Genomic DNA, 25147 nt, shown 5'->3' on the forward strand with positions numbered 1-25147 from the left:
GGATGGAGGGCCCGCACCTGTGGGGGAGCATCCCATCGGGCAGCCGACCATCCCCTTAACCTCATGACCATTCCCGAGGCCTGTCCACAAATCACACGCGTGTGGTTTCCCGGCTTTCCGCGCTTTCCACCGAGTTATCCACACTGTGCACAACGGTTAATGAGGTTGCTCTTCGTTCTTCATTTAAGGCTCGAGGGGATAACCCTGACGGGGTCGGCGAACGACATCTTTCGGGGCGGTCGCGGTGTGCCACTATGGGAACCCGCGCTCCAAGGGGCGGGATTCTTGTCATACCGAGAGGCAGCCGCGTGAAGTTCCAGGTCAATCGCGATGTGTTCGCCGATGCCGTGTCGTTCGCCGTCAAGCTCCTCCCGCAGCGCACCACCCTGCCCATCCTCAGCGGCGTCCTCCTGCGCGCCGAGGGCGAGACCCTCACGCTGTCGTCGTTCGACTACGAGGTCTCGGCGCAGACGCAGGTCACGGCCGACATCGAGGAGGGCGGCACGGTGCTCGTCTCCGGCCGGCTGCTGAGCGACATCGCCTCGCGCCTGCCGAACGCCCCGGTGGAGTTCACCCGCGAGGAGAGCAAGATCGTCGTGCGCTGCGGCACCGCGCGCTTCACCCTCTCGATGATGCCGGTCGAGGAGTACCCGAGCCTCCCGGTCGTCGACGGCCCCAGCGGCGTGCTGCCCGGTGACGCCTTCGCCGATGCCGTGGGCCAGGTCGCCGTCGCGGCCTCGCGCGACGATGTGACGCCCGTCATCACCGGAGTGCAGCTGGAGATCGCCGACAACCGTCTCTCGCTCGTCGCGACCGACCGCTACCGCGTCGCGGTCCGCGAGATCGACTGGGAGTCCTCCGCGGTCGCCGAGGGGGTCACCGCCCTCGTGCCGTCGCGCACCCTCTCCGAGATCGGCAAGATCTTCTCCCACACCGCCCAGGTGACGGTCACGATCGTCTCGGGCGGCGACCGCGAGCTCATCGCGTTCTCGTCGGCGGAGAAGACCGTGACCTCGTTGCTGATCAAGGGCAACTTCCCGCCCGTCAAGCGACTGTTCCCCGAGACGGTGGAGAACTACGCCGTCATGAGCACGGCCGAGCTCATCGAGGCCACCCGTCGCGTCTCGCTCGTGCTCGAGCGCGACGCCGCTCTGCGCTACAGCTTCTCGGTCGACGGCCTCACCCTCGAGGCCCTCGGCAGCGAGAACGCGCAGGCCTCCGAGACGATCGATGCGCACCTCGTCGGCGTCGACACCGTCGTGTCGCTCAAGCCGCAGTTCCTCATCGACGGGCTCGCGGCCGTGCACAGCGAGTTCGTGCGCATCTCGTTCACGAAGACCGACAACCCGAACAAGCCCGGCCCGGTGCTCATCACGAGCCAGTCCTCGAAGGACCAGCCCGGCGCCGACAACTACCGCTACCTGCTGCAGCCGAACCTGCTGCTGCGGTAACGCCGGCGCGTGCACGTCACCCACCTCTCGCTCGTCGACTTCCGCAACTACGGGCGGGCCGAGGTCGAGCTCGCCCCGGGCACCGTCCTCTTCGTCGGGCGCAACGGCCAGGGAAAGACGAACCTCGTCGAGGCGATCGGCTACGCCAGCACCGTCTCCTCGCACCGCGTCTCGAGCGACCAGGCGCTCGTGCGCTTCGGCGCCGAGGCCGCGATCGTGCGCATGCGCGTCCAGCACGAGGATCGGGCGCTCGTCGTCGAGGTGCAGATCAACCGCACCGGGGCGAACAAGGCCCAGGTCAACCGCGGTGCCATCCGCGTGCGCGAGCTCCCCCGGTACTTCTCGAGCGTGCTGTTCGCCCCCGAGGATCTCGCCCTGGTCCGCGGCGAGCCCTCGGGTCGCCGCGGGTTCCTCGACACCCTGGTCGTGCAGCGGGCACCGCGGTTCGCCGGCGTCATGGCCGACTACGACCGGGTGCTCCGGCAGCGCAACTCCCTGCTGAAGTCGGCCAGGGCCTCGCGCATCCCCGCCGACGCGCTCACGACGCTCGACGTCTGGGACGACCGGCTGGTCGAGCTGGGTACCGAGCTGATGATCGCGCGGCACGAGCTCGTCTCCGCCCTGCGACCCTTCATCGGGCAGGCGTACCGGGCCGTCGCCGGGGACGATCACGCGGTGCGCGTCGGACTGCAGGTCTCGATCGACGGCGAGGCGGGCATCCCGGCATTCGAGGCGGATGCCCCGCTCGATGTCGACGAGGTGCGCGAGCGCTTCCGCACCGCGGTGGCCGGCCGCCGCCGCGCCGAGCTGGATCGTGCGGTGACCCTCGTCGGCCCCCACCGCGACGACCTCGTGCTCGAGCTCAACGGACTGCCGGCCCGCGGCTACGCCAGTCATGGCGAGAGCTGGTCCTTCGCCCTCGCGCTCAAGCTCGCCTCCGCGCAGGTGCTGCGCGCCGAGGCGGTCGCCGGCGACCCGGTGCTCGTGCTCGACGACGTGTTCGCCGAGCTGGACGAGGGTCGTCGCGAGCGGCTGGCCGACGCGGTCGGCGACTTCGAGCAGGTGCTCATCACGGCGGCGGTCGGCGGGGACGTGCCGGCCCGACTGCGGGCGACCACGGTGACTATCGCGGCGGGCGCCATCGTCGAGCCGGCGTCGATTCCCACAGGTGTGGATAACCCTGGGGACAAGGGTGCGGAAAATACATCTGATCATCAGGATGCGGTCCGCGCCGATCGTGAACCCGATTCGACCGCGGCCGAGTCCGAGACGGTGACAGAGTCCGGTGATGCTCCATGAGCCCGCGCGGCACGGAGGGCGGGGAATCCGAGGCCTCCGCGGTCTACCAGCGCCTGCGACGGCTGTTCGGCGACCCGGCGCTGCGCTCGCGCGACGGGCGCAAGCGGGCGGCGGCGAAGCGCGACCGCACCGACTCGGCCCCCTTCGGGCTCGGACGCGACGCGTCCGGTCTCGGCGACGTGCTCGAGGGCATGACGCGGCGCATGGGCTGGGCATCGCCGCTGGCGAAGGGCGAGCTGCTGCTCGACTGGCCCGACCTCGTCGGCCCCGACGTCGCCGCGCACTCCCAACCCGTCGGCATCGAGGACGAGGTGCTCACGGTGCAGTGCGACTCCACGGCCTGGGCGACGCAGCTGCGGCTCATGCGCGCCGAGATCCTCACGACGATCCTGCGGCGCTATCCCGATGCGCAGGTGACGAGCATCCGCTTCGACGGGCCGGGTGCTCCGAGCTGGAAGCGGGGCCCGCGGTCCATTCCCGGCCGCGGCCCCAGAGACACGTACGGGTAGGAACGGCGAATCACCCCAGGCGGCTTATGAAATCTCCCCAGAGAGCCGTTCTGACGCCGGTGAGGGGCGGATTTTTGATAGGATCGAACCGTCATCGCACGACCTCTCGGGTCCCGCGATCGGCCGCAGAGTCCCTGATCGACTCGCACGCACGACCCGCATGGTCGACCCGCGTGCCCGATCGGGCGAGAAGAACCGTCGGGAGCGCAATTCCATATGACCACCACCCCCTCCACCCCCGAGTCGGATGAGGCGTACGGCGCGAACCAGATCCAGGTGCTCGAAGGGCTCGAGGCGGTGCGCAAGCGCCCGGGCATGTACATCGGCTCCACCGGCCCGCGCGGTCTGCACCACCTCGTCTACGAGATCGTCGACAACTCGGTCGATGAGGCGCTCGCCGGCTTCTGCGACTCCATCGATGTGACGATCCTCGCCGACGGCGCCGTGCGGGTCGTCGACAACGGCCGCGGAATCCCCGTCGACATCCACCCGGTCGAGAAGAAGTCGACCGTCGAGGTCGTGCTCACCATCCTGCACGCCGGCGGCAAGTTCGGCGGCGGCGGGTACGCGGTCTCCGGCGGCCTCCACGGCGTCGGCAGCTCGGTGGTCAACGCGCTCTCGCAGAAGCTCGAGGTCGAGGTCCGCCGCCAGGGCAACGTCTACCGGCAGAGCTACCAGAACGGCGTGCCGGATGCCCCGCTCGCCAAGGGCGAGGCCTCGAGCGCGAACGGCACCACCATCACGTTCTGGCCGAACGACGAGATCTTCGAGACCGTCCACTTCGACTACGAGACGCTGCGCAACCGCTTCCAGCAGATGGCCTTCCTCAACAAGGGCCTGCGCATCGCCATCACCGATGAGCGCGCGCATGCCGCAGATCCCGAGGAGCTCGAGGGCACCCCGGCGCTGGATGCCGCCGCGACCGAGGCCGGCCCGCGTCACGAGGAGTTCCTCTACGAGCAGGGTCTCGTCGACTACGTGCAGTTCCTCAACTCCTCGAAGAAGATCGAGGTCGTGCACCCCGAGATCATCTCCTTCGAGTCGGAGGACACCGAGCGGCGCATCGCCCTCGAGGTGGCCATGCAGTGGACGACCGCGTACAGCGAGAGCGTGCACACCTACGCCAACACGATCAACACCCACGAGGGCGGCACGCACGAGGAGGGCTTCCGTGCGGCGCTGACGACGCTCGTCAACCGCTACGCGCGCGAGAAGGGCCTGCTCAAGGAGAAGGACGAGAACCTCTCAGGCGACGACGTGCGCGAGGGCCTCACCGCCGTCGTCTCGGTCAAGCTCGGCGAGCCGCAGTTCGAGGGCCAGACGAAGACCAAGCTCGGCAACACCGAGGCGAAGTCCTTCGTGCAGAAGGTCACCGGTGAGTTCCTCGGCGACTGGTTCGAGCGCAACCCCGGTCAGGCGCGCGACGTCATCAAGAAGGCGCAGTTCGCCGCGGCCGCCCGCATGGCCGCGCGCAAGGCGCGCGAGCAGACCCGTCGCAAGGGGCTGCTCGAGTCGGGCGGCATGCCCGGCAAGCTCAAGGACTGCCAGTCGAAGGATCCGTCGCTCAGCGAGATCTTCATCGTCGAGGGCGACTCGGCCGGCGGCTCGGCCGTGCAGGGCCGCAACCCCGAGACCCAGGCGATCCTCCCGCTGCGCGGCAAGATCCTCAACGTCGAGAAGGCGCGACTCGATCGGGCCCTCGGCAACGCCGAGATCCAGGCGATGGTCACCGCCTTCGGCGCGAGCATCGGCGAGGAGTTCGACGCCGAGAAGGTGCGGTACCACAAGATCGTGCTCATGGCCGATGCCGACGTCGACGGCCAGCACATCACGACGCTGCTGCTCACCCTGCTCTTCCGCTACATGCGGCCGCTCATCGAGAACGGCTACGTCTACCTCGCGCAGCCGCCGCTGTACCGCCTCAAGTGGTCGAACGCGGCCGACGAGTACGTCTTCAGCGACCGCGAGCGGGATGCCCTGCTCGAGGCCGGCCTCGCCGCGGGCAAGCGCATCCCGAAGGACAACGGCGTGCAGCGCTACAAGGGTCTCGGCGAGATGAACCACCAGGAGCTCTGGGAGACCACCATGAACCCCGACACCCGCACGCTCCTGCAGGTGACCCTCGACGACGCCGCGATCGCCGACTCCGTGTTCTCGACCCTCATGGGCGAGGACGTCGAGTCGCGCCGCACTTTCATCCAGCAGAACGCGAAGGACGTGCGGTTCCTCGACATCTAGTCGAGCATCCCGCCCCCATCCCCTTTTCTCCCCCCTCCCGATTGAGGACGTGACACATGGCCGACGACATCACCGACGTCGACGACAGCACCAGCCCCGGGCCCGGCGGCAAGGTCAACCAGGTCGACCTGCAGCTCGAGATGCAGCGCTCGTACCTCGACTACGCGATGAGCGTCATCGTCGGGCGCGCGCTGCCCGACGTGCGCGACGGGCTCAAGCCCGTGCACCGTCGCGTGCTCTACGCGATGTTCGACGGCGGCTACCGCCCCGACAAGGCGTTCTCGAAGTGCTCGCGCGTCGTCGGCGACGTCATGGGCCAGTTCCACCCGCACGGCGACTCGGCGATCTACGACGCCCTCGTGCGCCTCGTGCAGCCCTGGAGCATGCGCTACCCGCTCGCCTCGGGCCAGGGCAACTTCGGTTCCCCCGGCAACGACGGCGCGGCCGCGCCCCGGTACACCGAGACCAAGATGGCCCCGCTCGCCATGGAGATGGTGCGGGACATCGAGGAGAACACGGTCGATTTCCAGGACAACTACGACGGCCGCACGCGCGAGCCGAGCATCCTGCCCTCGCGGTTCCCCAACCTGCTCGTCAACGGCTCCGTCGGCATCGCCGTCGGCATGGCCACCAACATCCCGCCGCACAACCTGCGCGAGGTGGCCTCCGCCGCCCTCTGGCACCTCGAGAACCCCGAGGCGAGCCGCGAGGAGCTGCTCGACGCGACCCTGCAGCGCATCAAGGGCCCCGACTTCCCGACGGGCGCGCAGATCCTCGGCATCAAGGGCATCCAGGACGCGTACCGCACCGGCCGCGGCTCGATCACGATGCGCGCGGTCGTGACGGTCGAGGAGATCCAGAACCGCACGTGCCTCGTCATCACCGAGCTGCCGTACCAGGTGAACCCCGACAACCTGGCGATCAAGATCGCCGATCTCGTCAAGGAGGGGCGCCTCACCGGCATCGCCGACATCCGCGACGAGTCGTCGGGCCGCACCGGCCAGCGCCTCGTGATCGTGCTCAAGCGTGATGCGATCGCCAAGGTCGTGCTCAACAACCTCTACAAGCACACCCCCCTGCAGGACAACTTCGGCGCCAACATGCTCGCGATCGTCGACGGCGTGCCCCGCACCCTGCCGATCGACGGCTTCATCACGCTGTGGACGGCCCACCAGGTCGAGGTCATCGTCCGACGCACCCAGTACCGGCTCGACAAGGCCGAGGCCGACGCCCACATCCTGCGCGGCTACCTGAAGGCGCTGGATGCCCTCGACGAGGTCATCGCCCTCATCCGTCGCTCGCCCACGGTCGAGGAGGCCCGCGACGGGCTCATGGAGCTGCTCGCCGTCGACGAGCTGCAGGCCAACGCCATCCTCAGCCTGCAGCTGCGCCGCCTCGCGGCTCTGGAGCGGCAGAAGATCCAGGAGCAGGCCGAGGAGCTCGAGCGGCTCATCGCGGACTACAAGGAGATCCTCGCGAGCCCGGAGCGGCAGCGCACGATCATCTCCGACGAGCTCACCGAGATCGTCAGCAAGTACGGCGACGACCGCCGCACCGAGATCATGTTCGGCTTCGACGGCGACATGAGCGTGGAGGACCTCATCCCCGAGGAGGAGATGGTCGTCACCGTCACCCGCGGGGGGTACATCAAGCGCACCCGCAGCGACAACTACCGCTCGCAGCATCGCGGCGGCAAGGGCGTCAAGGGGGCGCAGCTGCGCGCCGACGACGTCGTCGAGCACTTCTTCGTCACGACGACCCACCACTGGCTGCTGTTCTTCACCACCACCGGCCGCGTCTACCGCCTCAAGGCCTACGAGGTGCAGGAGGCCGGCCGCGACGCCAAGGGTCAGCACGTGGCCAACCTCCTCGCCCTGCAGCCGGGGGAGGAGATCGCCCAGATCCTCGACATCCGCGACTACTCGGCGGCGCCGTACCTCGTGCTCGCCACCCGCCGCGGCCTCGTCAAGAAGACCGCGCTGACCGAGTACGACACGAACCGCACCGGCGGCATCATCGCGATCAACCTGCGCGAGGGCGACGAGCTCGTCTCGGCGATGCTCGTCGAGGACGACAGCGACATCCTGCTCATCTCGCGCGGCGGCATGTCGGTGCGCTTCACCGCCGGCGACTCGGCGCTGCGGCCCATGGGCCGCTCGACCTCCGGCGTCATGGGCATGACCTTCCGCGGGGAGGATCACCTGCTCTCCGCCTCCGTCGTGCACGAGGGCGGATCGGTCTTCGTCGTCACCGAGGGCGGCTACGCCAAGCGCACCGCCGTCGACCAGTACCGCGTGCAGGGCCGCGGCGGCCTCGGCATCAAGGTCGCCAAGCTCAACGACGACCGCGGCGGTCTCGCCGGCGGCATCATCGTCGGCGACGACGACGAGGTGCTCGTCGTGCTCGCGAGCGGCAAGGTCGTGCGCTCCGCCGTGTCGGAGGTGCCCGCCAAGGGCCGCGACACCATGGGCGTCGTCTTCGCCCGACTCGCCGAGGACGACCGGATCATCGCGATCGCGCGCAACAGCGAGCGGAACCTGGAAGAATCTGACGCTGAACCGGTGGACGACCCGTCCGCCGTGGACGCCCCGGCGGCTGACGCAGTCGACGAGGCCGGGAAGGACGCCTAAGTGAGTACCGTCGCCGAGAAGCTGCAGCGCAAGTCGCAGCGCTCCGTGCCCACCAAGCAGGTGCGCCTCAAGCTCGTCTACATCGACTTCTGGTCGGCGGTGAAGCTCTCCTTCCTCCTCGCCGTCTGCGGTGCGGTCGTGCTGCTCGTCGCCACGTTCTTCGTCTGGGTCGTCATCTCGAGCGTGGGCGTCATCGCCGAGGCGCAGGAGCTGCTGACGAGCATCCTGGGGGAGAGCGCCGCCAGCCTCACGTCGTTCTTCGCCCTGCCGCAGGTCATGCTGTTCGCCGGTGTCGTGGCGGTGCTCAACGTCGTCGGCGGCACCGCCCTCGGCGCGATCAGCGCCCTGCTCTACAACCTCAGCGTGCGGTTCACCGGCGGCCTGCTCGTCGGCTTCACCAACAACTGAGGTCGCCCTCGCCCCGATTACGGGTGAGGTGGCCGGGTCGTGTACAGTCGTCTTCGGCCTACGGGGATATAGCTCAGGCGGTTAGAGCGCTTCGCTGATAACGAAGAGGTCCGAGGTTCAAGTCCTCGTATCCCCACTCCGTATTCATGATCACGCCGCCGCTCCTGCGGCGTGATGACCATTGCCGGGTAAGCAGTGGCCCGGCACCCAGCGTCTCGAGTCGGTAGTCTTGGATGCAGGGGGCCTTAGCTCAATTGGTAGAGCGCCTGCTTTGCAAGCAGGAGGTCAGGAGTTCGATTCTCCTAGGCTCCACTCCGTTTTTGGTCACGCCGCCGCTTCTGCGGCGTGACGTCGCTCATGGTCACGCCGCCGCTTCTGCGGCGTGACGTCCGCTCGGCGTCACGAGCGCGGTCGCGACGCTCCGCTCGGCCGGGGCCGGGATGCTCGCATTCGGTCAGCCGTTGAGCCGGGGTGCCTCTGTGGCTTCAGAGTCGGCCTGATCCCCGTCGCCGAACCGCCCATCAGCTCGGGTTAACGAGGAACGGCGCCCCGAGGGGCGCCGTTCGCTGCTGCAGGTGCGGGGATCAGATCTCCGGCGACGGGGTCGACGTCGTGCCGGTTCTGCCGGACTCGGGCTCGTCCTCGACCCAGAGGTCGTCGTCCGGGCGCAGCGTCTGCCACGCGGCATAGGCGATGCCCGCCACGGCGACGACGCCGAGACCGATGAGGATGAACGTGCCGGGCCCGGGGGAGGGCTTCACCTCGACCAGACCGAGACGCTGGCCGGCCTTGGTGGCGACCTCCTGGCTCGCGCGCGATGCCGTCTTGATCGCTTCGCGCAGGTGCTTGTCGCGAGCGACCTCGAGCGCGGCGAGCGCGGAGCCCACGGCGCCCGTCACCGCGGGGACGACGTCGTCGGTGATGGTGTGCTTGGTGACGTGGCCCGCGTGGCGCACGGCGCCGACGGTCGTGTCGACGGCGGGGGCGAGGCGGCGGTCGTAGGAGTCGCGCACCCGGGGGGCGACGTCCTTGCGCGCGACGTCCCCGACGGTGACGCCGGCCGAGCGGAGCACCTTCGCGGCGTGCTCGAGAACCTCGCGCTGCTCACCCCAGACGTTCTCGGCGGCTCCCCGCAGCTTCTTCAATTCGCGGCGGCGCTTGCGTGACAGTCCCATGACGGTCCTCCAAAGGGTGGCGATCGGTGTCGCCCCCATCCTGGCACTGTCCCTGCTCGCACCCAACCCGCGAGGATCGGATGCTCAGGAAGCCCCAACGGGGCCCCGTGGAAGAATGGAGCCCATGTCGATCCACACTGCAGTCGCCACCGTCCACACGACCCTCGGCGACATCCGCATCAACCTGTTCGGGAACCACGCTCCCAAGACCGTCAAGAACTTCGTCGGCCTCGCCAAGGGCACCATCGAGTGGACCCACCCCTCCACGGGGGAGAAGACCACGAAGCCGCTCTACGACGGCGTGATCTTCCACCGCATCATCAAGCAGTTCATGATCCAGGGCGGCGACCCGCTCGGTCAGGGCATCGGCGGCCCCGGCTACGAGTTCGACGACGAGATCCACCCCGAGCTGCAGTTCTCCGAGCCGTACCTGCTCGCCATGGCCAACGCCGGCAAGCGCGGCGGCAAGGGCACCAACGGCTCGCAGTTCTTCATCTCCACCGTGCCGACGCCGTGGCTCAACGGCAACCACACGATCTTCGGCGTCGTCGCCGACGAGGAGTCGCGCAAGGTCGTCGACGCCATCGAGGCGACGCCGACCGACGGCCGCGACAAGCCGCTCACCGACGTCTCGATCACGAGCATCGACGTCGCCGAGGTCTGATGACCCACCCGGAGGAGGGCGGCTCGGCGGCGGCAGCAGGCCCCTCGGTCTGCTACCGCCACCCCGACCGCCCCTCCTTCGTGCGGTGCCAGCGCTGCGGTCGCACGATCTGCGGCGAGTGCCAGACCCCGGCTGCGGTCGGGGTGCACTGCCCCGAGTGCACGGCCGCGGCACGGGCATCCGCCCCGCGCACCGCCTCGCCGATCGCCCGCGCGTTCCGCCGCGGCTCGAGCACCCCCGTGGTCACCTATTCGATCATCGGGCTGACCCTCGCGGTCTACGTGCTGCAGCTCATCAGCGGCGGCGTGGTCACCACCGCGCTCGGCTACGCGCCCGTGCTGACGCTCGATCAACCGTGGCGGATGCTCACCACGGCTCTCGTGCACAGCCCCGGCTCGATCTTCCACCTGCTGTTCAACATGTACGCGCTGTTCGTGCTCGGGCCGCTGGTCGAGTCGTTCATCGGCCGGGCGAGACTGCTCGCGGTGTACATCCTCTCCGCACTCGGAGGGTCGGTCGCGGTGCTCTACCTCGCGCCGACGAGCTTCGTCATCGGAGCATCCGGCGCGATCTTCGGTCTCTTCGGCGCCGTGTTCGTCGTCCAACGGCGACTGGGCGGCAGCAGCATCCAGTTCATCGTGCTCATCGGGCTGAACCTCGCCCTCGGGTTCATCGTGCCGAACGTGTCGTGGCAGGCGCACGTCGGCGGTCTCGCGATCGGAGCGCTCCTGGCGTTCATCATGGTGCGCACCCGCCGACCGGCGCAGCAACGGCAGCAGATCGGGCTGATCGCGGCCGTCGGGGTGCTGCTGATCGTCATGACCGTGCTGCGGTTCGTCCTGCTCTGAGAGCCGTCGGTCACCGGAGACGGAGGGCCCGGGAGTTATCCACAGGTGATTCCACACTGGGGATAATCACACCGGTGTCATTCGACCCCCTCTTCGGGGGGTTCGGCCGACGGGGAGGGCGACGGCCGGGTCAGCGCCAGCGCGTCGTCATGAGGAAGCCGATGAACATGATGCCGAAGCCGACCATGATGTTCCAGGCTCCGAACTGGGGCACCGGCCACGACGTGCCGCTCAGGTAGTAGACAATGATCCACAGCAGGCCGATGAGCATGAAACCGAACATCACCGGCTTGAACCACACCGGGTTGGGGGCGTCCTTGCCGCTCGGCGTGCCGGCGTTGTCTACGGTGCTCGTTCCTCGGGCCATAGGGGCATTCTACCCGCGGCGCTCCTGAGCCGGAATGCACGCGGTCGCGGGCTTTACACTGTGGCCATGACGGTCCCTGCCACCGCTCCGCACCAGGAGCACGAGCGCGGGCGCCGCAGTGCCCCCGTCGTGCGTCGCCGGGCCTCCGTTCTCGGGGTCCTCGGCGAGCTGCTGATGACCGCCGGCGTCGTCGTGCTGCTGTTCCTCGGCTGGTACCTCTGGCTCGGCGACGTGATCGCCGGATCGGCCCAGAACGAGGCGGGGCAGGAGCTGCAGGAGCAGTGGCAGCTCGAGCAGCCGCCCTCGACCGACGGCCCCCGCGTCGGCGTGCCGCAGGACCCGTCGACCGCCCCCGTCCTCGCGGAGCCCGCGGCCACGGCGGATCGGTTCGCGACGATGCTCATCCCGCGATTCGGGGCCGACTACGTGCGCACGATCGCGCAGGGCGTCGGACTGCGCGAGGTGCTCAACGACCCCGAGACCGGCATCGGCCACTACCCGGGAACCGCGATGCCCGGCGCCGTGGGCAACTTCGCGGTCGCCGCGCACCGCACGACCTACGGGGCACCCTTCAACCGCATCCTCGACCTGCAGGTCGACGACAGCATCTTCGTCGAGACCGAGGCGGGCTGGTACCAGTACTCCTTCCGCAGCTCGGAGATCGTGCGGCCGAGCGCGGTCGACGTGCTCGAACCCGTTCCCCGCCAGCCCGGCGTCGACCCCACGGAGCGCATCCTCACCATGACCACCTGCCACCCCCTGTTCTCGGCGGCGGAGCGCGCGATCGGCTACGCCGTCATGACCGCCTGGTACCCCCGCGAGGGCGGCGCTCCCGCCGAGCTCGTCGACCTGGCCGCGGCGGCCGGCTGATGTACGCGGCTCTGTGGCGCGCCCTGCCCGGACCGGCCTGGGTGAGGGTGATCGTGCTTCTGGTGCTGGCGGCGGCCGCCCTCGCGGCCCTCGTCACCTGGGTTTTCCCGTGGGCGGCCGACACTCTGCTGCCTCAAGACGTGACGGTGGGAGACTCGTAGCGTGCGCGTACTCGTGATCGACAACTACGACAGCTTCGTCTACACCCTCGACGGCTATCTGCAGCAGCTCGGTGCGCAGACCACCGTCGTGCGCAACGACGTCGTCGCCGCCGATGAGGCTGCTGCTCTCATCGCCGAGTACGACGCGGTGCTCGTCTCGCCCGGCCCGGGGGCGCCTGCCGAGGCCGGGGTCTCCATCCCGGTGGTGCACGCGGCGATCGCGAGCGGCACCCCGCTGCTCGGCGTCTGCCTCGGGCACCAGGCCATCGCCGAGGCCCTCGGGGCGACCGTCACCCACGCCGAGGAGCTCATGCACGGCAAGACCTCGCAGGTGCAGCACGACGGCAGCGCGCTGTTCGTGGGAGTTCCCGAGCACTTCCGGGCCACCCGGTACCACTCGCTCGCCGTCGTCGACGGCACCGTCCCCGCCGTGCTCGAGGTCACCGCCCGCACGGAGGGCGGCGTCATCATGGGTGTCCGCCACCGCGATGCCCCCATCCACGGCGTGCAGTTCCACCCCGAGTCGGTGCTGACCGAGGGCGGCTACCGGATGCTCGGCAACTGGCTCGTGGAGGCCGGTCTGCCCGAGGCCCGCGCCGCCGCCGAGGGTCTCAGCCCGCTGGTCTCGCTCGGCGCCCGCCGCCCCTGAGGCCGGAGCGCTCGCGCGCCGCGCGCATCCACCCCCGTCCGCCGGGCCGGGCTCAGCTCGCGCAGTAGCGCAGCGTCACCCGGGACCCCTGGGGCTGGTCGCCCGGAGGGAGCGACTGGCCGGTGACGGCGCCGCCGGAGCAGCTGAAGTCGCCCTCGGGCGTGACCGAGAGCTGCAGCTGCGTCGCGAGCTGGTTGATGGCGTCGCCCACGGCGAGACCGCGCACATCGGGCACGGTCACGAGACCGCTCGAGACGATCAGGTTGATGGTGCTGCCCTGGCGCAGCGAGGTGCCGGCCGCGGGATCGCTGCGCACCACGACGTCCTGCGGCACGTTCGGGGAGTTCTCGGCGGTGACGACGCCGACGACGAGGCCGCGGCCCTCGAGCGCGGCGCGGGCCGCGTCGAGCGCGATGTTGTTGACGCTCGGCACCTCGGTCACGGGGGCGCCAGAGGAGACGTAGACGATGACGTCCTGCCCGGGCGAGACGGTGAGCCCACCGCTGGGGTCGGTGCGCAGCACCTCGCCCTCGGGGACCTCGGCGTTCGGCTCCCGATTCGGCGACGGCTCGAGGTTGGCGTCGATGAGCTGCTGCTCGGCCGTCGCGTACTGCTCGCCGACGACGTCGGGGACGACGACGGAGAGGGCGTTGTTGAGGTCGTTGCGCTCGAGCGTGAAGGCCCAGAAGAGCACGGCGGCGACGACGACCGCGAGCACGGTGATGCCCGCCCAGACCCAGGCGACCGGCGGGCGGGGCTGCGTGCGGGTGCGCCGCTCGTCCTCGTCGACGCTCAGCTGGCGGATGGCCGCCTCGGTGCCGGCGGTGGCCTGCGGGTTGACCCCGAAGAGGCTGGCCGTGCTGTCGGGCGCCGAGAGGTCTCCACGCTGCGGCGGCACCTGACCGGCGGCGGCCGTGGCGACGTCGGCGCGGAAGTCGGCGGCGGTCTGGAATCGCGCGAAGCGGTCCTTCGCGAGGGCGTGCAGCACGACGGAGTCGAGCGCGGGGGAGACCTGCGGGTTGAGGGCGCTCGGAGCGGCCGGCGCCTCGCTGACGTGCTGGTAGGCGACGGCGACGGGCGACTCGCCGCGGAACGGCGCCCGACCGGTGAGCAGCTCGAAGAGCACGACACCGGTGGAGTAGAGGTCGCTGCGCGCGTCGACGGTCTCACCGCGAGCCTGCTCGGGCGAGAAGTACTGGGCGGTGCCGAGGATGGTGCTCGTCTGGGCGACGGTCGCCGAGGAGTCGGAGATGGCACGGGCGATGCCGAAATCCATCACCTTCACCTGGCCCGAGGGCGCGATCATGATATTGCCGGGCTTGATGTCGCGGTGCACGACGCCCGCCCGGTGCGAGTACTCGAGCGCGGTGAGCACGCCCTCGATGATGCGGCAGGCCTCGGCGACGGGGAGCGGGCCCTCGGCGATCATGTCCTTCAGCAGGCGCCCGTCGACGTACTCCATGACGATGTAGGGCACGACGGTCTCGTCGCCGGCGCCGTCGGTGCCGGTTTCCTCGCCCGCGTCGAAGACGCGCACGATCGTGGGATGCGCCATGCGCGCGGCGGCCTGCGCCTCCTGGCGGAACCGCGTGCGGAAGACCGGATCGCTCGCGAGGCTCGACTTCAGCAGCTTCACGGCGACACGGCGCCCGAGCCGGGAATCGGTGGCGACGTGCACGTCGGACATGCCGCCGCGTCCGATCAGCTCTCCGAGCTGGTACCGGCCGGCCAGCAGCCGCTCGCTGTGCGCGACTCCGTCCACAGTGCTCCTCGTAGTCAGCAGCCGACAGTGTCGGGTTCGGATGCGGTCAGTGTAAGCGGTCGGGGTGGGGGGGCGTCGACTACGGCGCGGTGCCCTCCGCCGGCGGGGTGCTCGGCGCCGGGGTCGGCACCGGCTCCGCCGGCGCCGCGGTGATGGGTCGCGAGAGCTCGGTGGAGCGCTCGGACTGCAGATCGCCGCAGATGGCGACGTAGCTCACCGTGAGGGTGCCGCTGTCGGCGAGACGCACCGTCATCGACGTCGTGCCCGCCGGAACGGGGTTGCCCAGCGCGGGAGTTCCCCCGGTGGTGGTGAAGTTGTAGCCGCTGAGCGTGAAGCCGGCGGGGCAGGCGTTGTACGCGGGCCAGCTCAGCTGGACCTCGGTGCCGCCCGGGTACGGCTCGCTGCTGGGGTTGATGCCGAGGTCCTGCGGCGCCGCAGGCGTCGGCACCGCGGTGTAGAAGGTGACCGAGATCACCGTGCCCTCGGGCACGTTGCCGGCCTGCGGGTTCACCCGGTACGAGAGACCGACCTGACCGGCGTCGGGCGCCGCGTTGCCGTCGACGGCCTCGAAGCCCAGCCCCAGCTCGTCGGCCTTGGCCTGCGCCTGCTCGCGCGTGAGGTTGAGCCACTCCTCCTGCACGATCTCGACCGTCACGGTCGTCGGCGAGGGCGACGCGCTCGGCGGTGCCGACGTCGTCGGCGCGGCGCTCGCCGGCGCCGGCTCGGAGTCGCCGGGCGGGAAGGCGATCGCGATGACCGCGCCGATGATCAGCACGACGAGCAGGCCGATGAGCGCGATGAGCGGCCACGTCCACGGGGAGCGCTTGCGCTCGGGCTGCTCGTCGACCGCCGTCGCGGCGGCAGCGGCACCGGCACCGCCGGCGACGGCCCCCGCGGCGGTCATCACCCGGGTGGCGTCGTCTTTGCCGGCGGTGGGCATGACGCGGGTGGCGTCGAGGGCCGAGGCCGCTCCGGCGATACCGGGCACGATCGCCACGGCGCCGGCGACGTCGCCGCGGCGCAGGGCCTGAGCCGCGCGGGCGAAGTGCTGCGCCGACGCGGGACGGGCATCCGGCTTCTTCGCGATGGCCGAGAAGACGAGGTTGCGCACCGGCTCGGCCACCGTGACGGGCAGCTCGGGCGGGGCCTCGTTGATCTGCGCCATCGCGATCGCGACCTGCGACTCGCCCGTGAAGGGGCGGCGGCCGGCGAGGGCCTCGTAGGCGACGATGCCGAGCGAGTAGATGTCGGTCGAGGGCGAGGCGGGATGCCCGCTCGCCTGCTCGGGAGACAGGTACTGCACCGTGCCCATCACCTGGCCGGTCGCCGTGAGGGGCACCTGGTCGGCGATGCGCGCGATGCCGAAGTCGGTGATCTTGACGCGGCCGTCGGGGGTGAGCAGCAGGTTGCCCGGCTTGATGTCGCGGTGCACGAGACCGGCCTGGTGGGCGGCGTGCAGCGCGCTGGCCGTCTGGGCGACGATGTCGAGCACCTGGTCGGTGGAGAGCACGCGCTCGCGCTCGAGCACCGTCGACAGGGCCTCGCCGGGGACGAGCTCCATCACGAGGAAGGCGCTGCCCTCCTCCTCGCCGTAGTCGTAGACGTTGGCGATGCCCTCGTGGTTGACGAGGGCGGCGTGCCGGGCCTCGGCCCGGAAGCGCTCGAGGAACCCGGGGTCGCCCAGGTACTCGTCCTTGAGGATCTTGATGGCGACGGTGCGCCCGATCACGAGATCGGTGGCCTGCCAGACCTCGCCCATCCCGCCGATCGCGATCCGGGAGAGCAGTTGGTACCGCCCACCGAAGGTGAGTCCGCTCGTGGGTCTCATCTGTTCAGCACCGCCTCAAGTACCTGCTTCGCGATCGGAGCCGCGAGAGTGTTGCCGGATCCGGATTGTCCCTGCCCGCCGCCGTCCTCCACCACGACCGCGATGGCGACCTGCGGGTCGTCCGCCGGGGCGAACCCGGTGAACCAGAGGGTGAAAGGCTCATCGGCGCCGTTCTCGGCGGTACCCGTCTTACCGGCCACCTCGACGCCTTCTATTCTGGCATTACTCGCCGCCGCGTCCGGCGCCGAGACGCCGTCGACGAGCAGCCCGGTGAGGGTCGCCGCGGTCGAGCCGCTGATCGGCTGGCCCAGCAGCGTCGGCTGCGAGGCCTCGATGGTCGACAGGTCGGGGGCGAGGATGCTCTCCACGAGCGTCGGCTGCATCAGGTTGCCCCCGTTGGCGACCGCGCCCGTCATCATCGCGATCTGCAGGGGCGTCACCCGCACGTCGAACTGCCCGAAGGACGACAGCATCAGCTGCGCGTCGTCGAGACCGGTCGGGAAGCTGGACGCGGTCGTCCCCATCGGGATGTCGTAGGACTCGCCGAAGCCGAAGCCCTCGGCGTACTCGGCGAGCGTCTCCTCGCCGAGCTCGAGACCCAGCTCGGCGAACGGGATGTTGCAGCTGAGCCGCAGCGCATCGGCGATCGTGACGGTCTCGCCCGGTCCGCAGGTGCCGCGGCTGGCGTTGGAGATGACGTTCGTCGACTGGGGCAGCTGCAGCGAGGCGGGGTTGGGGAAGGCGTCCGCGGGCGTGAAGGCGCCGCTGTCGATCGCGGCGGCGGCCACGAGGATCTTGAACACGGAGCCGGGGAAGTAGAGATCCCCTCCGATGGCGCGGTTCTGCAGGGGGGCGTTCGGGTCGGCGATGAGGGCGTCGTACGACTGCAGCACGCTCGCGGTGTCGTGCGAGGCGAGCAGGTTCGGGTCGTAGCCCGGCGTCGAGACCATCGCGAGGATCTCGCCGGTGGCGGGGTCGATGGCGACGACGGATCCGGAGAGGTCGCCGAGGGCATCCCGTGCCGCCTGCTGCACGACCGGGTCGACGGTCAGCTCGACGGAGGCTCCCTGCGGGGGCTGCCCCGTGACGAGCGCGTTGAGCTGGTCGAGGAACTGCTCGTTCGCCTGACCGGCGAGGAACTCGTTGAGCGCGCCCTCGACGCCGGTGCTGCCCTGGTTGAGGGTGAAGTAGCCGGTGATCGAGGAGTACAGCTCGGGCTGCGGGTAGACGCGCAGGAACCGGTACTCGTCGTCGACGGGCGTCGACTCGGCCACGGCGACGCCGTCGACGAGGATCTGGCCGCGCTGGGCCGAGTAGCTCTCGAGCACGGTGCGGCGGTTGCGGTCGTCGTCGCTGAGCGCGTCGACGGCGAACACCTGGATGACGCTCGTGGAGACGAAGAGGGCGAGGAACATCGCCAGGGCGACGACGCTCACGCGGCGCAGTTCTTTGTTCATCAGTCGTCGACCACCAATCTCGGCTGGTGGCGCACCGTGTCGGAGAGCCGCAGCAGGAGCGCGGCGATGATCCAGTTGGCGACGAGGGAGGACCCGCCCGCCGCGAGGAACGGCGTCGTGAGCCCGGTGAGCGGGATGACGCGGGTGACGCCGCCGATGACGATGAACACCTGCAGCACGATCACGAAGGAGAGGCCGACGGCGAGCAGACGGCCGAAGTCGTCGGGGCCGTTGAACCCGATGCGGAAGCCGCGCGCGACGAGCAGCAGGTACAGGCCGAGCACGGCGAAGATGCCGACGAGGCCGAGCTCCTCGCCGAGGCTCGCGATGATGTAGTCGCTCTCGGCGAGCGGGGTCAGATCGGGGCGCCCCTGACCGAGACCGGTGCCGATCAACCCGCCGTTCGCCATGCCGAACATGCCCTGCACGAGCTGGTAGCTGCCGCCGATCGCGTCGTAGACCTCGGGGTTGAACGAGTCGAGCCAGGCGGCGAAACGGCCCTCGACGTAGGTGAGGGTGCGGCTGGCGATCGCCGCGCCGCCGAGGAAGAGCCCGAGGCCCAGCAGCACCCAGCTGAGGCGCCCGGTCGAGATGTAGATCATCACGACGAAGAGGCCGAAGTAGAGCAGCGAGGTGCCGAGGTCGCGCTGGAAGATGAGCACGCCGAGCGACGCGACCCAGATGATGAGGATCGGCCCGAGGTCGCGGGCGCGCGGCAGCTGCACGCCGAGCACGCGCGTGCCGACCATCGACAGCGAGTCGCGGGCCGTGACGAGGTAGCCGGCGAAGAAGACCGCGAGCGCGATCTTGGCGATCTCGCCCGGCTGGAAGGTGAAGCCCGCGACCGAGATCCACAGCCGCGCGCCGTTGATCACGGTGCCGAGGCCGGGGACGAAGGGCAGCAGCAGCAGCGCGATGCCCACCGCCATCGCGATGTAGCGGTAGCGCGCCAGGGCGCGGTGGTTGCGCACGACGAGGAGCACGATGAGCGCGAGCACCATCGCGAGCGCCATCCACATCATCTGGCGCAGCCCCAGGCCGTCCCAGCCCTCGTAGCCGCGCGCGATGTCGATGCGGTAGATCATCGCGATGCCGAGCCCGTTGAGGGTCGTGATGATCGGCAGGATGAAGGGATCGGCATCACGCGCCACGAAGCGCAGCGCGATGTGCATGACGAGCGCGAGTCCGGCGAGGCCCGCGCCGAAGCCGAGCACCGTGGTGTCGATCTCGCCGAGGGCGCCGAGCTGCACGAGCGCGATGGCGCCGGCGTTGATGATCGTCGCGAGAGCGAGCAGCAGCAGCTCGAGGTTGCGCAGGCGCGCGGGCTGCTTGATCGTCAGCACGATCGACTGCGTGAAGCTCAGCCGCGGATCCTCCGCGGGCGCGGCGCCGGCCGCCCCGGCGGTGACGGGGGCGGTCATGGGCGCGGTGGGCTCAGTCGGCGACACCCTGCAACCTCTCGACGATGGAGAAGGCGTCGGCGCGGTCATCGGCGTTGATGGTCGACTCGACGCTCTGGCGGCTGAACGGCGGCAGGCTCTCGACCGGGATGTCGCTCTCGAACTCGACGCTCGAGAGCGGGATGGGGCCGATGCCCTGCTGCACGCCGCGGAACACGGCGACGTTGCCCTCGGAGACGCCGACGAAGTAGCGGGTCTGGGTCCACTGGTAGCCCGCGACGAGGGCGCCGACGATGAGGGCGACGATGAGGGTGATGCCGACCGACCAGGTGACGCGGCGGCGGATGCGGCGCCGGCGGTCCTCCGCGATGAGCTCGCGCAGGAACTCCTCGGACTCGGGCTCGAAGTGCTCGTTCTCGGCCGGCGACGCCGACTTCAGCGGGTGCAGCAGCAGGTCGGGCAGGCTGCGCCGGCGCACCGCCGCGCTCGTCTCGTAGGCGGGCGGCTTGCTGGCCGAGCCCACCATCACGGGGCGGGATGCCGCGCTCGAGGCGTCGTCGTCGACCCCCACGATCGCGACCGTGACGTTGTCGGGCGCGCCGTGGTCGAGGCTGTCGTCGATGAGCGCCTGCACCGCCTCCTCGGCGCTCGGAACGCGCTCGAGCACCTCGGCGATCTTCTCCTCGGTGACGTAGCCGCTCAGGCCGTCGGAGCACAGCAGCCAGCGGTCGCCGGGCTGCGTCTCGACGATCATCGTGTCGATCTCGGGCGTGATGTCGACGTCGCCGAGGACGCGCATGAGCACCGACCGCCGCGGGTGGACCGCGGCCTCCTCGGGCGTGATGCGGCCCGAGTCGACGAGGCGCTGCACGAAGGTGTGATCCTTGGTGATCTGCTCGAGCGAGCCCGCGCGCCAGCGGTAGATGCGCGAGTCGCCGATGTGGGCGATGACCATCCGGTCGCCGACGCGCACCATGCCGCTGACGGTCGTGCCCATGCCCGTCAGCTCGGGATGCTCGTACACGGCCTCGGCGAGCTCCTGGTTGGCCTCGAGCAGGGCCTGCGCGAGCTCGCTCTCAGCGGCCTCGACGCTGTCGAAGGCGTGGTCGGTGTGCGCGATGGCCTGGATGGCGAGGGCGCTCGCGACGTCACCGCCCGCGTGGCCGCCCATCCCGTCGGCGACGACGAAGAGGTGGTCGCCGACGTAGCCGGAATCCTGGTTGTTGGCCCGGATCTTGCCGACGTGCGAGGCGGCCGCGGTACGCGTCGTCATCCGCCTACCGTCGCAGCTCGAACGTCGTCGTGCCGATGCTCACGGGCGTTCCGGTGGGAACGGGGGTGGGGATGCTCACGCGCTTGCCGTCGAGGAAGGTGCCGTTGGTGGAGTCCAGATCCTGGATCATCCACTTGTCGCCCCACAGCATCAGCCGCGCGTGGTGCGTGGAGGTGTAGTCGTCGCGGATGACGAGGCCCGAGTCGGCCGAGCGGCCGATGGTCAGCTGCTCGTCGCCCAGCTCGAGCTCGATGCCCTCCTTCGCGCCGGAGGTGATGACGAGTCGTCGGGCGGGCGGGCCGTCGACCGCCGCCGGCGCGGAGGAGCGCGGCACGGCGCCCATCGCCTCGGTCGGAGCGGAGGATGCGGCGGAGGGCGGGGGGGCGGCCGCGGCCGGAGCGGCGACGGCGACGGGCGCGGGCGATGCGGATGCCGCGCCGCGCTCGGGCAGGCGGCGCACCTTCTGGCCGAAGAGGTCGCTGCGCAGCGCGTAGACGATCGAGAAGACGAAGGCCCACATCAGGATGAGGAACCCGATCTGGAGGAGGAGGAGGGTCAGCCCGCTCATCGTGCGCTCCCTCTGCTCTGATCGCCGCCGCGCTCGGCGCGGGCGAGCACCCGGAAGAGGATGCGCGTGCGACCGATCTCGATGACGCTATCGGGCGGGAGGGCCGCCTGGGTGAATCGCTCACCATTGAGCAGCGAGCCGTTCGTCGACCCGAGGTCGTTGACCTGGCCGCGCTCGCCGTTCCACAGGATCTCGATGTGCTTGCGGCTCGTTCCCGAGTCGTCGAGGGTGATGTCGGCGTCGGATCCGCGCCCGATGACGGTGCGCGAGCGGGTGATCGGGTGGCGGGTGCCGTCGATGTCGAGCACGGGCATCCACACCACCGAGCCCTTGACGCTCGCCGACTCGACGCGCACGACGCCCTCGGAGAGCGAGGAGTCGTCGACGAGGGAGATGCGGATGCCGCCGGGGAAGGTGTAGCGCTGCGCCGCCGCGTGCTTCTGCACCAGCTCGGTGAGCTCGTCGATGAGCGTCTCGCCGAGCGACGACATGCGCTGGAAGTCGGGGGAGGAGAGCCGCACCGTCAGATCGTTGGGCGCGAGGATGCGGTCGCGCGAGACGACGGCGGCCTTCGTGTCGAGCTCGCGCCGCAGGGCGGCGGAGACCTCGACGGGCTGCACGCCGCTCTTGAACGTCTTGGCGAAGGCGCCGCCGACGGCGCGCTCGAGCCCGCGCTCGAAGCTGTCGAGAAGCCCCATGTCGCGACCTCCTTCAGCGATGGACTCCTCAGAGGATAGTGGGATGCGCTGGCGGGTCGGGGTGCCTGCACCCCCCGCAGGGGCCGGATGCGCGGATTCGCAGGTCGTTCGAGGGGTTCGGCGGGCCCGTTCGGAGCCCGGCGCGCGACCGGCGACGGTGCCGCGCTGTGCTAATCTCGCTGAGTTGTCGGGCGTTCTGCGCCCGATGCGCGCGAGTGGCGGAATTGGCAGACGCGCTGGCTTCAGGTGCCAGTGTTCGAAAGGACGTGGGGGTTCAAGTCCCCCCTCGCGCACCAGGGTTCGATCACCGGTCCAGCTGATGGATCGGGGGCAGCCCGACGGTGATCAGGGCCCCCGGGAGACCGGGGGCCCTTCGTCGTTCCTGCAGGTACGGCCGACGGGGGATGCGCGGCGACGCGGTCAGCGCACGACGACGGTCGTGGTGGCGAGACGGCTGAGCACCTGCTGACTGGTGGAGCCGAGGAGGAAGCGGGCGATGCGACCGCGGCCGTGGGAGCCGATGACGGCGAGGCGCGCGTGCGCCGCCAGCCGATTGATCACGAGGTCCGGCCTGGTCGTGCGCTCGATCACGCGGCGCACCTCGACATCGGGGTAGGTCTGCGCCAGTCCGGCGACGGAGATCGCCAGCTCCTCCTCCGTCAGCTTCTGCATGTTCTCCATGTAGTGGTCGGGGTAGGCCCGCATCCCGAAAGGCAGCGGCACCGGCGACCAGGTTCCGATGACGGTGAGCGGTTCGCCGAACCGGTCCGCCTCCGAGGCGGCGAACGCGATCGCGAGCTCCGACACCTCCGACCCGTCCGAGCCGACCACCACGCCCGATCGCTCGCCCGGGTCGACGTCGGGCACGACGGCGACCGGGCACCGCGCGCCCGCGGAGATGCGGATTCCGTGCGGCCCGCGTGCCGGCCCGGACGCCGGCCCGCGGTAGTCGCTGCCGATGACGAGCAGAGCGGCTCCCGCCGACGACTCGATGAGGCGCTCCACCGGGCTGCCCCGTGCGATGCGGGTCTCGACGGGCACGCCGCGCGCACGGACGCGATCGGCCTCCTGCGCCAGCAGACCCTCCGTCCGGCGGAGGGCCTCGTCGATCACCGCCATCTCGCCGGCGATGCCGATCGCGGTGCCGACGACCGCGACGAGCTCCAGTCGACCGTCCAGGCTCGCCGCTCGATCGACGGCCCAGTCCAGGGCCCGGCGAGACCCGGGCGCGTCCGTCAGGCCGACGACGATCCTCTCCGTCATGGGATCCTCCTCCGCATCGGAGCAGCGCCGCTGCCGGCGCCGCTGACCGTCCTCCCGCGAGCATGACGCTGCTCGGCCGCAGGGGCTAGTACCGAAGGTCCTGACCTGCGCGGTGATGAGCCGGGATGCGCCGGGATGCCCGGATCCGGTGCGACCGCGCCCCGGCTGCTCTGGCGCGGGATGCGAGCATCGCTTACCGTCGGGGCATGACGCCGTCGCAGCGAGCACTCCTGTGGTGGGCGGGCGCGGCTGCCGCGGTGATGCTCGCCGTGCTCGCCCTCGGCTGGCAGACGGTCACCTGCCCGACGAGCATCGCGCCGGCCGGCGGGGACTGCGTCAGGGAGCCGAGCGTCGAGCAGTCCATCGTCATGGCGGTGATCTGCGCCGGGGCCGCCCTGCTCTGCGGATGGCGCGCGGTGCGGGCGCGGCGGGCCGGGCGGGCTGTACCACCATCGCGACCGGATCGCCTGCTCTGAGGTCGGGACTCCTCCCAGGAGCGGCTGGTGGACTCGGGGAACCGGGCGGGAACGCTTCCGCTCGTCCGACGCCTCCCGCCGATCACCCCGAGGAGAACCATGCGCACCGTCACCGCCTACGCCGCTCCGTCCGCGACCGAGCCGCTCGTCAAGACCACCATCGACCGCCGCGACGTCGGGCCGAAGGACGTCATGATCGACATCGCCTACGCCGGCATCTGCCACTCCGACATCCACACCGTGCGCGGCGAGTGGGGCGAGATCCAGTACCCGCAGGTCGTCGGCCACGAGATCGTCGGCACCGTCACCGAGGTCGGCGCGGAGGTCACGAAGCACAAGGTCGGCGACCGCGTCGGCGTGGGCTGCATGGTCAACTCGTGCCGCGAGTGCGAGTACTGCCTGCGCGGCGAGGAGCAGTACTGCGCCGAGGGCAACATCGGCACCTACACGGGCGTCGACCCCGCGGACGGCACCATCACGCAGGGCGGCTACTCGCAGGCCATCGTCGTCACCGAGGACTTCGTGCTGCGCGTGCCCGAGAGCCTCGACGTCGAGAAGGTCGCCCCGCTGCTGTGCGCCGGCATCACCCTGTACTCCCCGCTGCACCACTGGAAGGCCGGCCCGGGCACGAAGGTCGCCATCGTCGGCCTCGGCGGACTGGGCCACATGGGCGTGAAGATCGCCGCCGCGCTCGGCGCCGAGGTCACCGTGCTCTCGCAGACGACCTCGAAGAAGGACGACTCGATGCGCTTCGGCGCCACCGCCCACTCCGCCACGAGCGACCCGGAGACGTTCACGACGCTGGCGAACTCGTTCGACCTCATCATCAACACCGTCTCGGCGAAGGTCGACATGGGCGCCTACCTCGGTCTGCTGAAGGTCGACGGCACCCTCGTGAACGTGGGCGCCCCCTCCGAGCCGCTCGAGGTTCCGGCGTTCGCCCTCATCCCGGGCCGTCGCAGCTGGGCCGGTTCCGCCATCGGCGGCATCCGCGAGACGCAGGAGATGCTGGACTTCTGCGCCGAGCACGGCATCCTGCCCGAGACCGAGCTCATCAGCGCCGACCAGATCAACGAGGCCTACGAGCGCGTGCTGCGCTCCGACGTGCGCTACCGCTTCGTCATCGACGCCGCCACCCTCGCCTGAGCACGCT

General features: G+C 70.3%; 22 protein-coding genes and 3 tRNA genes. 15 read left to right on the plus strand and 10 right to left on the minus strand.

All coding sequences use genetic code 11. The annotated features are described in order from the left end of the window. Window positions 1–308 precede the first annotated feature (308 nt). The 8 genes from dnaN (at window position 309) to OVN18_RS04780 (ending at window position 8847) form a co-directional block, all read left to right on the plus strand. Window positions 309–1451 carry a DNA polymerase III subunit beta gene (gene dnaN, locus OVN18_RS04745; protein ID WP_267782304.1) on the plus strand — a complete coding sequence of 381 codons (1143 nt, stop codon included), beginning with the start codon at window positions 309–311 and terminating at the stop codon, window positions 1449–1451. 9 nt (window positions 1452–1460) lie between these two features. After that, window positions 1461–2750 (plus strand): DNA replication/repair protein RecF, encoded by a 1290-nt coding sequence (recF, locus tag OVN18_RS04750; protein WP_267782305.1) that lies wholly within the window; start codon window positions 1461–1463, stop codon window positions 2748–2750. After that, window positions 2747–3259 carry a DUF721 domain-containing protein gene (locus OVN18_RS04755; protein WP_267738442.1) on the plus strand — a complete coding sequence of 171 codons (513 nt, stop codon included), beginning with the start codon at window positions 2747–2749 and terminating at the stop codon, window positions 3257–3259. The genes recF and OVN18_RS04755 overlap by 4 nt, the downstream gene beginning before the upstream one ends. 216 nt (window positions 3260–3475) lie before the next feature. After that, complete coding sequence (gene gyrB / locus OVN18_RS04760; RefSeq protein ID WP_267782306.1) at window positions 3476–5497, plus strand: DNA topoisomerase (ATP-hydrolyzing) subunit B; 2022 nt, start codon at window positions 3476–3478, stop codon at window positions 5495–5497. A gap of 56 nt (window positions 5498–5553) precedes the next feature. Further along, entirely contained in the window at window positions 5554–8127 is a 2574-nt protein-coding gene (gyrA, locus tag OVN18_RS04765) for a DNA gyrase subunit A (protein ID WP_267738444.1), read from the plus strand. Next, window positions 8128–8535 (plus strand): DUF3566 domain-containing protein, encoded by a 408-nt coding sequence (locus OVN18_RS04770; RefSeq protein WP_267738445.1) that lies wholly within the window; start codon window positions 8128–8130, stop codon window positions 8533–8535. A 62-nt stretch (window positions 8536–8597) separates the two neighbouring features. Next, window positions 8598–8671, plus strand: a tRNA-Ile gene (locus tag OVN18_RS04775). A gap of 103 nt (window positions 8672–8774) precedes the next feature. After that, a tRNA-Ala gene (locus OVN18_RS04780) sits at window positions 8775–8847 on the plus strand. A 272-nt stretch (window positions 8848–9119) separates the two neighbouring features. Here the strand turns inward: OVN18_RS04780 and OVN18_RS04785 are convergent. Continuing rightward, the gene (locus OVN18_RS04785) at window positions 9120–9710 is read right to left on the minus strand and encodes a DNA helicase (protein ID WP_267782308.1); all 591 of its coding nucleotides are present in this window, start codon (window positions 9708–9710) and stop codon (window positions 9120–9122) included. Window positions 9711–9834: 124 nt separating this feature from the next. Between OVN18_RS04785 and OVN18_RS04790 the strand changes: the two genes are divergently transcribed. Next, window positions 9835–10374 (plus strand): peptidylprolyl isomerase, encoded by a 540-nt coding sequence (locus OVN18_RS04790; RefSeq protein ID WP_267782309.1) that lies wholly within the window; start codon window positions 9835–9837, stop codon window positions 10372–10374. After that, the gene (locus OVN18_RS04795; RefSeq protein ID WP_267782311.1) at window positions 10374–11222 is read left to right on the plus strand and encodes a rhomboid family intramembrane serine protease; all 849 of its coding nucleotides are present in this window, start codon (window positions 10374–10376) and stop codon (window positions 11220–11222) included. The genes OVN18_RS04790 and OVN18_RS04795 overlap by 1 nt, the downstream gene beginning before the upstream one ends. 130 nt (window positions 11223–11352) lie before the next feature. Here the strand turns inward: OVN18_RS04795 and OVN18_RS04800 are convergent, their stop codons facing one another. Then, window positions 11353–11589, minus strand: a complete 237-nt coding sequence (locus tag OVN18_RS04800; RefSeq protein ID WP_267738449.1) for a cell division protein CrgA — start codon at window positions 11587–11589, stop codon at window positions 11353–11355. A 66-nt stretch (window positions 11590–11655) separates the two neighbouring features. Here OVN18_RS04800 and OVN18_RS04805 point away from each other — a divergent pair, with 66 nt between their 5' ends. Both OVN18_RS04805 and OVN18_RS04810 read left to right on the plus strand, forming a co-directional pair. Continuing rightward, window positions 11656–12459: a class E sortase gene (locus OVN18_RS04805; protein ID WP_267782312.1), complete on the plus strand. Its 804-nt coding sequence runs from the start codon at window positions 11656–11658 to the stop codon at window positions 12457–12459. Between the two features lie 162 nt (window positions 12460–12621). Continuing rightward, complete coding sequence (locus OVN18_RS04810) at window positions 12622–13269, plus strand: anthranilate synthase component II (RefSeq protein ID WP_267782313.1); 648 nt, start codon at window positions 12622–12624, stop codon at window positions 13267–13269. Between the two features lie 52 nt (window positions 13270–13321). Here the strand turns inward: OVN18_RS04810 and pknB are convergent, their stop codons facing one another. The 7 genes from pknB to OVN18_RS04845 all read right to left on the minus strand — a co-directional run bounded on the left by pknB (window position 13322) and on the right by OVN18_RS04845 (window position 22255). Next, window positions 13322–15031 carry a Stk1 family PASTA domain-containing Ser/Thr kinase gene (gene pknB, locus OVN18_RS04815; RefSeq protein WP_324287798.1) on the minus strand — a complete coding sequence of 570 codons (1710 nt, stop codon included), beginning with the start codon at window positions 15029–15031 and terminating at the stop codon, window positions 13322–13324. Between the two features lie 79 nt (window positions 15032–15110). Then, the gene (locus OVN18_RS04820; RefSeq protein WP_267782314.1) at window positions 15111–16859 is read right to left on the minus strand and encodes a protein kinase domain-containing protein; all 1749 of its coding nucleotides are present in this window, start codon (window positions 16857–16859) and stop codon (window positions 15111–15113) included. Continuing rightward, window positions 16856–18316, minus strand: coding sequence for a peptidoglycan D,D-transpeptidase FtsI family protein (locus tag OVN18_RS04825; RefSeq protein WP_267782317.1), 1461 nt, complete (start codon window positions 18314–18316; stop codon window positions 16856–16858). Before OVN18_RS04825 ends, OVN18_RS04820 begins: the two co-directional genes overlap by 4 nt. Next, window positions 18316–19737, minus strand: a complete 1422-nt coding sequence (locus tag OVN18_RS04830; RefSeq protein ID WP_267782319.1) for an FtsW/RodA/SpoVE family cell cycle protein — start codon at window positions 19735–19737, stop codon at window positions 18316–18318. Before OVN18_RS04830 ends, OVN18_RS04825 begins: the two co-directional genes overlap by 1 nt. A gap of 13 nt (window positions 19738–19750) precedes the next feature. Next, a complete protein-coding gene (locus OVN18_RS04835) occupies window positions 19751–20989 on the minus strand; it encodes a Stp1/IreP family PP2C-type Ser/Thr phosphatase (RefSeq protein ID WP_267782321.1) in 1239 nt (412 codons plus the stop codon). A 4-nt stretch (window positions 20990–20993) separates the two neighbouring features. After that, entirely contained in the window at window positions 20994–21557 is a 564-nt protein-coding gene (locus tag OVN18_RS04840) for an FHA domain-containing protein FhaB/FipA (RefSeq protein ID WP_267782324.1), read from the minus strand. Beyond that, window positions 21554–22255, minus strand: coding sequence for an FhaA domain-containing protein (locus OVN18_RS04845; protein WP_267738460.1), 702 nt, complete (start codon window positions 22253–22255; stop codon window positions 21554–21556). The genes OVN18_RS04840 and OVN18_RS04845 overlap by 4 nt, the downstream gene beginning before the upstream one ends. 209 nt (window positions 22256–22464) lie before the next feature. On the opposite strand from OVN18_RS04845, the gene OVN18_RS04850 reads away from it, so the two are divergent. After that, window positions 22465–22551, plus strand: a tRNA-Leu gene (locus OVN18_RS04850). A gap of 124 nt (window positions 22552–22675) precedes the next feature. Here OVN18_RS04850 and OVN18_RS04855 read toward each other — a convergent pair. Next, window positions 22676–23518 carry a universal stress protein gene (locus OVN18_RS04855; RefSeq protein WP_267782326.1) on the minus strand — a complete coding sequence of 281 codons (843 nt, stop codon included), beginning with the start codon at window positions 23516–23518 and terminating at the stop codon, window positions 22676–22678. 206 nt (window positions 23519–23724) lie between these two features. Here OVN18_RS04855 and OVN18_RS04860 point away from each other — a divergent pair, with 206 nt between their 5' ends. Beyond that, window positions 23725–23994 (plus strand): hypothetical protein, encoded by a 270-nt coding sequence (locus tag OVN18_RS04860; RefSeq protein WP_267782328.1) that lies wholly within the window; start codon window positions 23725–23727, stop codon window positions 23992–23994. A gap of 99 nt (window positions 23995–24093) precedes the next feature. Next, window positions 24094–25140, plus strand: coding sequence for an NAD(P)-dependent alcohol dehydrogenase (locus OVN18_RS04865; protein WP_267782329.1), 1047 nt, complete (start codon window positions 24094–24096; stop codon window positions 25138–25140). Window positions 25141–25147 lie beyond the last annotated feature (7 nt).

Source organism: Microcella daejeonensis (genome assembly GCF_026625045.1).
Classification (GTDB): Bacteria; Actinomycetota; Actinomycetes; order Actinomycetales; family Microbacteriaceae; genus Microcella; species Microcella daejeonensis.